A 14084-nucleotide genomic window follows, 5' to 3' on the forward strand; every position below is an offset into this window, starting at 1 on the left:
TGAATAGCTTATGCCACCAACTGGGCAAACAATTTATTCAAAGTAGCTTCGGCATCCAATAACAGGCCGGGGTGTACTTTTGATGATTGTACCACGGTGCTGCGGGTAGCCGTAAGCCAGCGAAAACGGGAAGGCTGATCCAGTTGGGCTATAGGGCCGGCATGGTTATCGCCATGGCATATCCTTTCAAAAGAGTTGATATTATCTTTCAGGCAATCCAGATCCAGGCCGGGAGCCAGTGCGCTGATGCGGTCCTCGTTCCACACAAAACGCACTTTTAAAAATTTCTGTTTGGGGCAAAAGACAATTACACCTACGTTGATAAATTCCTCGCGCTCCACCCTCGGCACAACGCGTATTACGGCGTACTCAAATAAGTATGGCTCTTGCATGTTGTGCTTCTTTTACAAAATTCTCAGACGCGGCTACGCGTGTGGTTAAAAAACGGTAATAAACATCGCGACGTTCGGCAGGTGTACCGTTTTCCGAATCGTCTGTAAGCCACTCATCCGGTATCAGGTTAACAATGGCCAGGATGCGCTCGTCGGTCAGGATAGCAGAAAACTCGGCATCAACCTCGTCCAACAGCGAAGCCTGGGGCAGCAGTACATGATCTTTTACGGGCATAAAGGGACGTATAGCCTGCTCGTCCCAGTTATACCAGGAGTGGTGAAAGTACAGGGATGCACCATGATCTATCAGCCAAAGTTCCTTGTGCCACATCAGCATATTGGTATTGCGCGGGGTACGATCCACATTGGTAAGCAGGCAGTCCAGCCACACAATCTGCGAAGCCGTTTTTGCATCGAGGGTGGTCACCACCGGGTCGAATGTTATAGCGCCCTGAAGGTAATGCAGCGCCAGGTTAAGGCCGACGCTAAATTTGAGCAGGTCCTGTATCTCTTCATCGGCTTCTGAACGACCAAAGGCTGGGTCGAGATTGGCGAATACCAGTTCGGGTACACGTAAACCCAGCAAGCGGGCAATTTCGCCGCCAATAAGCTCGGCTATCAGGGCCTTTACGCCCTGGCCTGCCCCGCGGAACTTAAGTACATATAAAAACTCGTCGTCACCCTCGGCAATGGCCGGTAAGGAACCGCCTTCGCGCAGGGGGGTAACGTAGCGTATTACATTAATGGTTCGGAGTTGTGGTTCGGTATAGTTCATCACAGCTATTCAAATGCAGGCACATGGCCTGTGGCAAATATAGTTAAAAACATAGCGGCGGCGGTCATGTACTCCATATGGCTTATATAAATGTATGATGCCGTCAAGAAAACTTTTATGTTTAATTATTGTAATGTAAATGTGAATTAACTTTTAAGAAACCGTATGGCCCAAAATCACAAACAACCTGCAAAAGAAACCGTCGAAAAAGAACTTACCTATATTCAGAAGGTGTGGCACACGGTGGCCATCGTTGCCCTGTTGGTGGTGGTGATTCTGATAGCGCGGGTAGCGTTTAACGTATTGCTCATGGTGCTGGCAGGCACGCTGGTATCGGTTTATTTTCATGGCCTGGGCGATATGATACAACGCAAAACCAAATGGCGCAGGCGACTTTGCATGATCATTTCTGTAGCGGGCACTTTTATTATCCTTACGGTTTTATTTTGGTTTATGGGAGCCAAGATCTCCAAGCAGATCACTGTATTGAGCGATTCGCTCCCCAAAACGGTGAATACCGTTAAAGAAAAACTGTCTGAATATCCGTTGGGCAATAAGGTGCTGCTATACCTTTCGGATGATAATTCTGACAAGCTGTTTGCCACCGCCAAACAGTTTTTCAATACCAGTTTTGGTGTCCTGGGCAATATATATGTGATCCTGTTCCTGGCTATGTTTTTTACAGCTAACCCTAATCTGTATAAGGATGGTATCATTAAACTGATCCCGGAAGACCGTAAGGAACTGGGCCGCTGCGTGATCGATCGGATCAGTATGGCGCTCAAAGGCTGGCTCAAGGGCATGATGCTATCTATGGTGTTGGTGTTTATTTTGATAGGTGTAGGTTTAAGTATTATGAGCATCCCGGTAGCGCTGGTGCTTGCTTTGCTCACGGGCCTGCTGAAACTGATCCCCAATTTTGGTTCTCTGGCCGCCATGATACCCGGGGTACTGCTGGCGCTCACGATAGGCACCAATACGGCCATCATTGTAGCGTTGATCTATATAGTTTCACAAACCATAGTGAGCAATATTGTAACCCCACTCATCCAGAAAAAGATGATCGATCTGCCGCCGGCACTTACCATATTATCGCAGGTACTGATGGGCACGCTTTCGGGTGTGCTGGGTATTATACTGGCCGTGCCACTATTGGCTATTGTGATGATATTGGTAGATGAGCTATACGTGAAAAAGATCAACGAGGGATCGGAAGTTTTGAGTACGAAGTCCTGAATTTGCTTGCGCGGGACGATTCGCCCCCGGGGCTATGGCGGTCATAAAACGTGTCATTATGATGTGCTGATAAAAAAAGCGATGTGCTAACGGGATAAAAACTATAATTTGCTACATATTTATCCAGTCATTAAAAACAGCACATCTACCAAAATGATTTTTACCTACCAGGATCTGGAACCTATTGATCTAACCAGCGTAAACCAAATAGCCAGGGAAGCCGGAGCTGCTATACTCAGCATTTATAACCTATCGCCCGAAAATATCGGGCTCAGCCTTAAAGACGATCAATCACCGCTTACCGCTGCCGATAAGCTGTCGCATGAGGTGATATTCAATGCCCTGACCACCTTAACACCGCATATCCCCATTATTTCTGAGGAAGGCAAGGATATTCCCTACGAAACCCGAAAAAACTGGCCCTATTTCTGGTGTGTCGACCCGCTGGATGGCACGAAGGAGTTTATCAAGCATAATGGGGAGTTTACCGTCAACATCGCGCTTATCCATAAACACACCCCGGTTTTAGGCATCATCTATATTCCCGTTACCGGCGAACTATACTATGGAGGTCAAAACATCGGTAGTTGGAAAGAAAGTCACGACGGTTCAATTGTCCGGCTGCATGCGGATACAAGCAGCATCAACTGGATAGCCGCCGGCAGCCGTTCACATGCCTCGCCCGAAGAAACCGCTGTACTCGGTCAATATCCCATCAAAGAAACGATTACGGTGGGCAGCTCACTCAAGTTTTGCCTCATAGCCGAAGGTAAAGCTCATATTTACTACCGCCATGGCCCAACCATGGAGTGGGATACCGCCGCCGGGCAGGCCATTGCCACATCCAGTGGTGCAAAAATGACCATGCCCAATGGCGAGCCTTTTCTGTATAATAAAGTATCACTGCTTAATCCAGGCTTTTTGTGCAAGGTAAAGTAGGTGTTTATCTATAGCTACCAGGCCGCAAAATATCGCTGTTGAAAATTAACTGATCTTAAAGTAATTGAGGTTATAACAAACGTTTGTGTTAAATTAATTATTAAGGCAGCCTGAGTTAATCATTAATTTCATTGGTATAATACAATAACAAAATGCTCTGGCATGCTTAAAGTGCCGGGACTATTTAAACGCTAACATGAAGTATAAACACATTAATTTATGGCTCTTTTGTATGGCCATGACGCCATTTTTGGCTATTGCCCAAACTAAACCCGCTTATAACGAACTGCAGGTATTCGATCATTCGTTTTTTACCTATAATGGTAATGAGTTTCGCAGTGCAAACGGTGCACCCGGTCCCAAATACTGGCAAAACAAAGCCGATTATGTGATCAATGCAGAGCTGGTTGAAAAGGATACCCTGATCAAAGGCAATGTAAGCATCAGTTATACTAATAACAGTCAGGATACACTCAATTACCTCTGGCTACAGCTGGATCAGAACCTGTTTAAACCCGATTCACGCGGCGCTGCTACAACGCCGCTTAGTGGCGACCGTTTCGACGCCAAAGGTTATACCAAGGGAGGCTATGATATTGGCGCGGTTTCGGTTACCTATATGGGTAAAAACTATGTGATCAAGCCTACCATTACCGATACCCGCATGCAATTGCGTTTGCCTTTTGTGGTAAAACCCCATGGCGACCAAATCAACGTAAAAGTAAACTACTCTTTCTATGTACCCCATTACGGCGCCGACCGTATGGGCAGGTTAGGGGTTAAGCAAGGCGTGATCTACCAGCTGGCCCAATGGTACCCGCGTATGTGCGTGTATGATGACGTGAATGGCTGGGATACCCTGCCTTATATAGGAACCGGCGAGTTTTATTGCGAGTATGGTAATTACGATTACTTCATCACCGCACCTGCCGATATGATCGTAGCAGGTTCCGGCGATCTGCAAAACGCCCAGCAGGTATTAACTATGGAGCAAAACAAGCGCCTGGCCGCAGCTGCCAAAAGCGATAGCTCGGTACACATTATTACCGAAGCTGAGGTGGGTACGGCAGGCATCAGGCCAAAACATGAAGGTATGTTAACCTGGCATTATAAAATGCATAATACCCGCGATGTATCCTGGTCGGCCTCCAAAGCTTTTATCTGGGATGCCGCAAGGGTTAACCTGCCGGGCGGCAAAAAGGGTTTGGCCAACGCGGTTTACCCGGTTGAAAGCCGTGGTTATGATCGTTATGGCCGGGCTGCGCAATATTTAAAAAACAGCATCGAGTTTTACTCTAAAAATTATTTTGAATATCCCTGGCACTCGGCATTTGTGGTGGCTGGCGTGGCATTAGGTATGGAGTATCCGGGAATTGTTTTCTGTAGTTACGAGATCAAAAAGGACGATCTGTGGCATGACATCACCCATGAAATGGGCCATAACTGGTTTCCGATGATTGTGGGCAGCAATGAGCGCCGCTTTATGTGGATGGATGAAGGGATGAACACGTTTATCAATGGTTATGCCTCTAACTGGTTCAACCATGGCGAATATGGCGATACCAGCAGCGTGGCCGTACGTATGACCCGGAGTCTGCTGCGCGAGAAAGACCCACTGATGACCCCGCCCGAAGTAATGCACGATGGCGGTCAGTATTATTATAAAACAGCCCTGGCCCTGAATATTTTGCGCAATGAGGTTTTAGGGGCCGACAGGTTTGATTATGCCTTCAATATGTACATTAAACGCTGGGCCTACAAACATCCTTTACCTGAGGACTTTTTCCGTACGATGAATGATGCCGCCGGCGAAGACCTGAACTGGTTCTGGAAGGAATGGTTTTATACCACCTGGAAGCTTGATCAGGCGGTTACCGATGTGAAATATAATAAAAATGACCCAGCCGCCGGAGCCGTGATCACTATAGAGAATTTAGGTGAAATGGCGTTGCCCATAACTTTAAAAGTGACCGAGCAGAACGGTAAGGCACAAGTGATCAAACTCCCGGTTGAGGTGTGGCAAAAAGGGGCTAAGTGGAAATTGAAATGTAATACCACATCAAAAATAACCTCGGTTATTGCTGATCCCGACAGGCAACTGCCGGATATTGATCGTAGCAATAATATTTTTAAATTGCCTGAGTAAGCGGTTCTCTATAGAGCTGGCTAAAAGGCATAAAATGAGTAGAATACCTGATCAGAAAGGAATGGTTGTTTGGCTGTACGGGTTATCCGGTGCAGGCAAAACAACCATTTCTCTTTTATTAAAACAGCAACTGGAGAATGACGGCTTTTTTGCAGTTTGCCTGGATGGTGACGTATTACGATCGGGTATTAATAAGGACCTCGGTTTCGCCGAAGATGACCGGGAGGAGAACATCCGCAGGGCCGCCGAAATTGCAAGGCTCATGCTACAAAACAACATCATTACCATTTGCTCCTTTATTACCCCGCTGCAAAAACACCGTGCCCTGGCGTCAGCCATCATAGGTCAATCCTTTACAGAAGTATTTATTGAATGCCCGCTGGATGTTTGCCAGGCGCGTGATGTTAAAGGCCTATATAAAAAGGCCAGTGCCAATCAAATAATCCATTTTACAGGGATCAGCTCATCGTTCGAGGTACCCACAAATCCAGAATTGATCATCCTTACCGCCGCCGAAAGCCCTGCGGAAAGTATGGAGAAAGTGTATAATTATATAACACCTTTACTCAAAGGCACTATTAATACGAAGACTGACCGCTAAGATGGTCGAATTTGCCATAATTATTGCCTTAAAAATGTGTTGTTTATATCGCCATAAATCAAAAGTTTTTGCGCTGTTGTCCAAAACAGGAAGCTTTTGAATGATAACTCCAAATTATATCAGTCTGTAAAACCTAAAAGCCTGCTATCTGCATGGTCTTTCTTTCGGGTGCTCATGTATTTTGTTGTTTATCAAACGTTTGTGTTGGTTAATCTTTTGTAAAACAAACGTTTGCGTGGTGTTTGAGGGGTTACAATTTTGCTTTGTTTAGGCCTTATCTCTAATTTCCAATATCCAAAAAAACATAAAAAAACCGACTGGAAATTTATTGACCAACTAATTAACACCAACAATGTATGATTAAAATTTACTCACAACTTGGCCCGGATTTCATGCAAGGTATTTTTTCAAAGGGACGCTCCTGCGTTAGTCCTTTTTTGAAACTGGTTTGCTGTTATCTGTTTGTAATGTTACCCACCTGGGCAAGTGCCCAAACGGTAATTAACGGTACCGTAAAAGATACCAAAGGTGTCCCCGCGATTGGCGCTACAGTATCCGAAAAAGGAAATAAGAACACAGCTGTAACCGACATCAATGGTAAATTCCGATTAAGCCTTAAAGGTAAATCGGGAGTTTTAACAGTAACCTATATAGGTTATAAACCACAGGAAGTAACGATAGGCTCATCAAATGAGGTATCGGTTGTACTGGAAGAAGATCTGAATAAGCTAAGCGAAGTAGTGGTGGTAGGCTATTCTTCTAAACAGGTATCGCAATTATCAAGCTCGGTTTCTGTGGTTAGCGGTAATAAACTAAGAGATGTTACCTCGAATGACCTGGTTAGCCTGTTACAGGGTAAAGCGCCGGGCATAGTAGTATCATCCGGCTCGGGCGATCCCTCCTCGGGGGCCAGTATCCTTATCCGAGGGGCCAGCAGCATCAGTGCGAGTACAAGTCCGCTGATTGTGGTTGACGGTAACATCGGCGGTACCTATAATCCTACTGATGTGGAATCGGTAACGATATTGAAGGATGCTGCAGCAACCGGCCTATATGGCTCAAGGGCAGCCAACGGGGTAATTATCGTGACTACCAAACAGGGTAAGGCGGGCTTAACAAAAATTGATGTAAACTCGGTAGTGGGATTTAACAACGCCACATTTGGTAAGTTTCATTTAATGAATTCGCAGCAGTTGTATGATTACCAAAAAACATTTCTTACACCTGATCCATCGGTACTAAAATATAATACCAACTGGCTCGATTTGGCTTTCAGGACCGGCGTTACACAAAATCATACAATTTCTGTTTCTGGAGGCAGCGATAAAACACAGTTTTATGTTTCTGGTAATTACTACAAGGAGCAGGGTACATTAATTGATAATGCCAAAACATCTTACAACCTGCGCTCAAACCTTACCACTAAGTTGAGCGATAAGTTAAAGCTAAGCGTTTTACTGAACACCATTTATAACAAGGATAATAACCCCACAAGTCTTTTTACCGGCAATGCGCTGTACGATGCTTATTTAAGTATGCCGTATGACCCTGCTTATAATGCAGATGACACACCAACCGATGGCAGAACTTATCCGGGCTGGGTGGGCCGCGATAAAGAGAACTTTTTGCAGGGCCTGCAATATAATTTTGCCAATGCCAAAAGCCTCAACACCAGCGGCGATTTTAATATAGACTATGCCATAATCAAACACTTGAGTTTTGCTACTTACAACCGCGTAACGTTGTATAATTACCGTGATGAAACTTATTATGATACACGTACCAAGGATGGTGGGGCAAACTCTGGTGAGCTGTATAACAGCAGTAATTTCAGCAGTACTTTACTAACTTCCAATCGCTTAAAATATGATAACAGCTTCGGCAATCATAATTTAACCTTGCTGGCAGTTGGCGAAGGGCAGAAATATCATTATGATGACCAGTACCTGAACGGAAAAGGCCTGCCTGCGGGCAGCCCGGTAATGTCAACCGCTACGGATATTATCAGCAACCCAAGCGGCGGTGTGGATGAGTATAATTTCCGTAAATACCTGGGCCAGGCCGATTATAACTATGCCGGTAAATATTTCCTGGTAGGTTCATATGTGCATGAGTATTCTTCACGCTTTGGCAGCAACAACCCAAGTGGTAACTTTTACCAGGGCGGCGCTTCATGGATACTCACCAAGGAAGACTTTATGCAAAACGTAAAGTCCATTAATTTCCTGAAACTACGTGCAAGCTACGGTACAACCGGTAATGCCGAAATTGGTAACTACGCGGCATTGGGTTTATATAGCATTGATCAGTCGGCTAGTTACAATGGTGCCCCAGGCTCTTATCCATCGCAAAAAGCGAATCCTAATCTTACGTGGGAGAAAATGAAAACGGCCAATATTGGTTTAGATCTGGGTTTGTTTAACCGCATTGATGTGAATATTGATGTTTATCAAAAAACATCAAGCGCTTTATTATTCCAGAAACCATTACCGGCAACATCGGGGTATAACTATGTATTTGAAAACATAGGCTCGGTACGTAACCGGGGATTGGAGATCAACGTGAATTCCCGCAATCTTATCGGCGCTTTCAAATGGGAAACCAATTTCAACATCGCGTTTAACCGCAACAAAGTATTATCCCTAGATGCAGGGGAATCTATGGCATCGCCGGGAGCATCCTTGCCAATTGCTGTAGGGCATGATATGAATGAGTGGTATATGCCGATATGGGCAGGCGTTGATCCGGCAAATGGTAAACCACTATGGGAAAAATTAGTTACCGATGCCAATGGTAACGTAACCAAACAAACAACCAGTGTTTACTCACAGGCATCAGCTTCAAAACAATTTACCGGCAAATCGGCATCGCCTAAATTTACCGGCGGTATTACCAATACCTTTTCTTACAAAAACTTCTCGTTAAGCACCTTCTTTAATTTTGTTTACGGCAATTATGTGTATAACGATAGCCGTGTTTATTTTGATAATGATGGTTTATATGACAGTTATAATGTTATGGTGCCACCCAAAGGCTGGACACGCTGGCAAAAACCTGGCGATATAGCTACTGAACCACAAGCCATACAGGGTGGGAATAATAACTCTAACTCTACCTCATCAAGATACCTGGAAAACGGCAGTTACCTGCGTCTGCGCAACGCTACCCTGGGTTATCAGTTACCACAAACCTGGCTGAATAGTTTAAAGATCAGGAGCGCCAGGATATTTGTAAGCGGAGATAACCTGTTCACGATCACCAAATTTACTGGAACCGATCCGGAAGTAAGCCTGAGTAACAGTAATATAGGTACGTCGAGCTTTAAATACCCTATCAGCAGAAAAATATTGTTCGGTGTGAATGTTGGATTCTAAAAAAAACGAAAATGAAGATTTTAAAATATATAAAAATAATGCTCATTGTTGGTCTTTTAGGATCTGTAGTGAGTGCTTGTAAAAAGGTAGAGCCATCAACCGCTATTGATGAAAAAGTAGCCCTGGGCGATTCCTCGCATATAGCAACGGCTACCATTGGTAATTATGCCGTGCTCCGGAACCCCGATTATGTAAGAAGCGGGCATTTCCTGATGGAATACCCTGGTGATAATATAGCACAGGGGCAACCATCATCAGATGATCTTTCCAGGTGTTACCGGTATAATCATATCCCGACAGGCGGTCATGCTACCGCTTTTTGGAAACAGGCTTATCACCTGGTAGCAGCGGCTAACAAGATCATAGCTGCTATCCCGGATAACGCTTCAACAAGTTTAAAACAACTAAAAGGAGAAAATCTTTACCTGCGTGCCATGGCTGAATTTAACCTCGTACGTATTTTTGGCAGGCCATATACACAAGGTAACGGCAGTAATCCGGGTGTGCCGATATTGGTAGAAACCAGTAACGACATTGCTCCGGCGCGTAGTTCGGTAAAAGATGTATACAGCGCGGTATTGGCCGATCTTTTAAAAGCCGCCGACCTGATGACCGTTGCTAATCAGAATGTATATGCATCCAAAGAGGTGGCTTACGCATTATTATCACGCGTTTATTTATACATGAATGATAATGCCAATGCTATTAAATATGCCAACCTGGTCATCAATTCTGGCCGTTATGGTTTATTGCAGGGCGGTGATTATCAGAACTACTTTAGCGGTGTGCCCGAAAACAACAAGGAAACCATTTTCTGTATAAAGTATACAAAAACGCAGGATCAGGGCTTTAGCGCTATCGGCTCTATGTATTACAGTGGCCAGGGCCCGGATGGTACCAGTTCTTTAACCACTCCCGGTGGACAAGGCAATACCGGCTGGGGCGAGGTGTACGCTTCAAAAACTTATGTGGAGGATCTGGATAAATACCCTAACGACCTTCGCCATAGCTTCATTGCACCATACACCATTGCAGGTGTTTTACAATACAATCCAAAATTGACACCCAAGACACCGATGTATTACATTACCAAGTACAGTTTTCAGGAAGGTATAGTAACGCTGAGTTCGCCGGTATACCTGCGCCTTGCCGAAATGTATTTGAACCGTGCCGAAGCCAACGCTAAACTGGGCAACAGTCAGGCGGCTCTTGATGATGTTAACATCATTCGTACCCGGGCGGGCATACCTACGCTTACTTTGACCGATGTGGCCGCTAACCGTGTATTGGCCGCGGTGCTGGAAGAGCGTCGCCTGGAGTTTGCTTTTGAAGGACAGCGGTCTTATGATCTGTACAGGAATAACTTACCTATGGTACGTAATTACCCGGGTACGCACGCGCTCAACAACACACCAACAACCAATATTATGCAAACGGTAGCGCCTACCGATCCGCGGGTGGTATTCTTTATCCCACAAACAGAAATTGATAATAACCCAAAACTTACACAAAATCCATAGCATAAAAGCCATGCCATTATAGGTATGGCACTATACAGCAAACAGATATTTTATTTAATATTACACAAGGAGGGGTAACACCCTCTTTTTGAATTTATATCTGTGATTTATACGAAATTATGAAAAGACAACTCTTTGCGCTCATTTTCCTGCTACCTGCTCTTGCGGCACAAGCCCAAAAAATACCTTATACCAATTGTAAAAGCTGCTGGCTGCCCGATTCGTTGGGAAACCACCGGGTAGTTTTAACTTTTACCGGCACAGGTAAGGCAGCCAAAGCGCTCATTCCATGGAGAAGGAGAGATAATGATCCGGAAAATAAACGGGTGATCATTGAGGATGCCCATACCAAGCAAAAAGTGACCAATGTAAAATTGGGCGCCATTACCCGTGAAAGCGGCGAAGTGGTTTTTGAACCCACATCGGGCAAGGGGACTTACTTTGTGTATTACATGCCATATAAAAACGAGGGCAAGTCCAACTATCCGCGAGGTATCTATCTGAAACCAGAAAATACCGCCTCACCTGCATGGTTAAACAGCCTGGGCAATAATATCCCGGCGGCCACAGTAAAAGAGTTTCAGTCGGTAGGTGCTTTCAATAGCTTTTACCCGATGGAAGTGATCGCCACCAAAAATGAAACGGACGCGCTGATCGCTAAACATAAAAGCGAATCGTTTTTAGTTTTTCCGGAGGATAGGCTGAACTCTATCCGGATGACCAAAGATCTGCCCCAGCGCTGGATAGAACTTGGTCCGCAAAGTAAATATACCGGCTCAGCATTGCGCGGTGAAAACTTCTCTTTCCAACTAGGTGTATACGCCCTGCAAAATCTTGACAATGTAAAAGTTACTTTCAGCGACCTGAAAAGCGCGAGTGGTAAAAAGATCCCGGCTTCGGCTTTGTTTTGTATCAATACAGGTGGTACAGCTTATGATGGTTCGCCGCTCACCAAAACAGTAAACGTAGCAGCTGGGACTATTCAGGCGCTATGGTGTGGTGTAGATGTGCCTGCAAGTGCAACGGCGGCTGTTTATACCGGTAAGGCTACGATCAGCAACGGCAAAACGGCCAAAGAAGTTCAATTATCTCTGAAAGTAAACCCGGCATTAGCCAAAAACGGAGGTGTGGATGAACCCTGGAAAATGACCCGCCTGGGTTGGTTAAACTCCACCATGGCACAAAAAAACACGGTGATAGCACCTTATAAACCACTGGTAGTAAAAAATAACACGGTAGAACTATTGGGTAGAAAAGTAGAGGTGAACAGCGATGGTTTCCCGAAACAGATCCAGACTTTCTTTACTCCTGAAATGACCGAATACGCCGACGCACCCAACAACCTGCTGACCGAGGCTATCCACTTTCATTTCCTGAACACCGCCGGTAAAAACATCAAGCTGAAAAGCCAGGGCCTGCAATTCATCAAGCAAGAGCCAGGTACGGTGCAGTGGACAGCCACCAGCGCCAACGATAGCTTACAGATGGAAGTAAGCGCTTCTATGGAGTTTGATGGTTTTATAGCCTATACCGTGAAGGTAAAAGCCTTGCAGGATGTGAGTTTTAAAGATATTACCATGCATATCCCTTTTAAACGGGATGTGGCCAAATACATGATGGGCCTGGGCCAAAAAGGCGGCTATCGCCCCGAAAACTTTGAATGGAAATGGGATGTTACCCATAAAAATCAGGATGGCGCCTGGATTGGCAACGTAAACGCAGGCTTGCAGTATTCGCTGCGCGATGAAAAATATGTGCGGCCGCTGAATACCAACTTCTATCTGCAAAAGCCGCTCATTCTGCCATCATCATGGGGTAATGGCGACAAAGGCGGTATCAACGTAAAAGACGATGGCAAGGCAGTACTGGCTAATAACTACAGCGGCGAACGTAAGCTGAGCAAAGGCGATGTGTTATATTATAACTTCAACCTGCTTATTACGCCTTTCCATACCATCAATACCGATTTTCAGTGGGCTACCCGTTTTTATCATGCCTACAAACCTATCGATACCATAAAACAAGCTGGTGCCACGGTGATCAATATTCACCACGCCACCGCTATCAACCCCAATATCAATTACCCCTTCATCGCCTGGAAAGCCATGAAGGCTTATGACGATTCGGCACATGCCGAGGGTTTAAAGGTGAAGATCTATAATACCATCCGCGAGTTATCCAATCACGCTTATGAAACCTTTGCTTTACGGAGTTTGGGACATGAGATCTATTCGCCGGGTAAAGGCGGAGGTTTCAGCTGGCTGCAGGAGCACATTGGCGATGATTATATAGCCGCGTGGTTTGTTCCCGAAATAAAAGATGCCGCCATCATCAACAGTGGTATGAACCGCTGGCACAATTACTATGTGGAGGGCATGAACTGGCTCACCCAGAACGTAGGCATCGACGGGATTTACCTGGACGACGTGGCTTTTGACCGTGTAACTATGAAACGCGTTAAACGGGTGTTGACCAAAGATGGGCATCCCGGTATCATCGACCTGCATTCGGCCAACCAATACAACAAAAGTGATGGTTTTAACAACAGCGCCAACCTGTATATGGAGCATTTTCCATACCTCAACCGCCTGTGGTTTGGGGAGTATTTTGATTACGAAAAGAATAGTCCGGATTTTTTCCTGACCGAAGTAAGCGGTATTCCATTTGGTTTAATGGGCGAAATGTTACAGGATGGCGGCAACAAATGGCGTGGAATGGTTTACGGCATGACCAACCGCATGCCCTGGAGCGATGGCGCCGATCCGCGCCCGATATGGAAAGTTTGGGACGATTTTGGCATCAAAGGTACCAAAATGATAGGCTACTGGGTTGATGATAACCCGGTGAAGACCGACCATGATAAAGTACTGGCTACCATCTACAAAAAAGATGGTGCTGTACTGGTTTCCATAGCCAGCTGGGAGGATAGCGATACCGAGATCCAGCTAAAAATTGACTGGAAAAAATTAGGCATTGACCCAAGTAGAGCAACGATCACCGCGCCGGAGATCAGGAGTTTTCAACCCGCCAAAACATTTGGTTTGAATGATAAGATCCCGGTTGAAAAAGCCAAAGGCTGGCTGCTGATCATTAAATAAACG

The 14084-nt window shown here is 45.3% G+C and carries 9 protein-coding genes; 7 read left to right on the forward strand and 2 right to left on the reverse strand.

All coding sequences use genetic code 11. From position 1 onward, the window contains the following. Nucleotides 1-8: 8 nt before the first annotated feature. Both ACTJKG_RS17670 and ACTJKG_RS17675 read right to left on the reverse strand, forming a co-directional pair. Complete coding sequence (locus ACTJKG_RS17670; protein WP_172337957.1) at nucleotides 9-392, reverse strand: DUF3037 domain-containing protein; 384 nt, start codon at nucleotides 390-392, stop codon at nucleotides 9-11. Continuing rightward, a complete protein-coding gene (locus ACTJKG_RS17675) occupies nucleotides 370-1167 on the reverse strand; it encodes a HipA family kinase (protein WP_370996069.1) in 798 nt (265 codons plus the stop codon). The genes ACTJKG_RS17670 and ACTJKG_RS17675 overlap by 23 nt, the downstream gene beginning before the upstream one ends. A 165-nt stretch (nucleotides 1168-1332) precedes the next feature. Here ACTJKG_RS17675 and ACTJKG_RS17680 point away from each other — a divergent pair, with 165 nt between their 5' ends. The 7 genes from ACTJKG_RS17680 to ACTJKG_RS17710 all read left to right on the forward strand — a co-directional run bounded on the left by ACTJKG_RS17680 (nucleotide 1333) and on the right by ACTJKG_RS17710 (nucleotide 14081). Further along, a complete protein-coding gene (locus ACTJKG_RS17680; protein ID WP_440739952.1) occupies nucleotides 1333-2403 on the forward strand; it encodes an AI-2E family transporter in 1071 nt (356 codons plus the stop codon). Nucleotides 2404-2556: 153 nt separating this feature from the next. Then, a complete protein-coding gene (gene cysQ, locus ACTJKG_RS17685) occupies nucleotides 2557-3342 on the forward strand; it encodes a 3'(2'),5'-bisphosphate nucleotidase CysQ (RefSeq protein WP_440739953.1) in 786 nt (261 codons plus the stop codon). A 196-nt stretch (nucleotides 3343-3538) separates the two neighbouring features. Next, the gene (locus ACTJKG_RS17690; RefSeq protein ID WP_440739954.1) at nucleotides 3539-5488 is read left to right on the forward strand and encodes a M1 family metallopeptidase; all 1950 of its coding nucleotides are present in this window, start codon (nucleotides 3539-3541) and stop codon (nucleotides 5486-5488) included. Between the two features lie 34 nt (nucleotides 5489-5522). Continuing rightward, nucleotides 5523-6089 (forward strand): adenylyl-sulfate kinase, encoded by a 567-nt coding sequence (cysC, locus tag ACTJKG_RS17695; protein ID WP_440739955.1) that lies wholly within the window; start codon nucleotides 5523-5525, stop codon nucleotides 6087-6089. A gap of 356 nt (nucleotides 6090-6445) precedes the next feature. Continuing rightward, a complete protein-coding gene (locus ACTJKG_RS17700) occupies nucleotides 6446-9463 on the forward strand; it encodes a SusC/RagA family TonB-linked outer membrane protein (protein ID WP_440739956.1) in 3018 nt (1005 codons plus the stop codon). Nucleotides 9464-9474: 11 nt separating this feature from the next. Then, nucleotides 9475-10983 carry a RagB/SusD family nutrient uptake outer membrane protein gene (locus ACTJKG_RS17705; protein ID WP_440739957.1) on the forward strand — a complete coding sequence of 503 codons (1509 nt, stop codon included), beginning with the start codon at nucleotides 9475-9477 and terminating at the stop codon, nucleotides 10981-10983. 119 nt (nucleotides 10984-11102) lie between these two features. After that, a complete protein-coding gene (locus ACTJKG_RS17710; protein WP_440739958.1) occupies nucleotides 11103-14081 on the forward strand; it encodes a glycoside hydrolase domain-containing protein in 2979 nt (992 codons plus the stop codon). The last annotated feature ends 3 nt before the right edge of the window (nucleotides 14082-14084 follow it).

The organism is Mucilaginibacter sp. 22184, assembly GCF_052045695.1.
Classification (GTDB): domain Bacteria; phylum Bacteroidota; class Bacteroidia; order Sphingobacteriales; family Sphingobacteriaceae; genus Mucilaginibacter.

Bases quoted from the DNA above. Each gene is read 5' to 3' on its own strand.
- ACTJKG_RS17670 (WP_172337957.1), bottom strand. From the start codon at position 392: ATGCAAGAGCCATACTTATTTGAGTACGCCGTAATACGCGTTGTGCCG.
- ACTJKG_RS17675 (WP_370996069.1), bottom strand. From the start codon at position 1,167: ATGAACTATACCGAACCACAACTCCGAACCATTAATGTAATACGCTAC.
- ACTJKG_RS17680 (WP_440739952.1), top strand. From the start codon at position 1,333: ATGGCCCAAAATCACAAACAACCTGCAAAAGAAACCGTCGAAAAAGAA.
- cysQ (WP_440739953.1), top strand. From the start codon at position 2,557: ATGATTTTTACCTACCAGGATCTGGAACCTATTGATCTAACCAGCGTA.
- ACTJKG_RS17690 (WP_440739954.1), top strand. From the start codon at position 3,539: ATGAAGTATAAACACATTAATTTATGGCTCTTTTGTATGGCCATGACG.
- cysC (WP_440739955.1), top strand. From the start codon at position 5,523: ATGAGTAGAATACCTGATCAGAAAGGAATGGTTGTTTGGCTGTACGGG.
- ACTJKG_RS17700 (WP_440739956.1), top strand. From the start codon at position 6,446: ATGATTAAAATTTACTCACAACTTGGCCCGGATTTCATGCAAGGTATT.
- ACTJKG_RS17705 (WP_440739957.1), top strand. From the start codon at position 9,475: ATGAAGATTTTAAAATATATAAAAATAATGCTCATTGTTGGTCTTTTA.
- ACTJKG_RS17710 (WP_440739958.1), top strand. From the start codon at position 11,103: ATGAAAAGACAACTCTTTGCGCTCATTTTCCTGCTACCTGCTCTTGCG.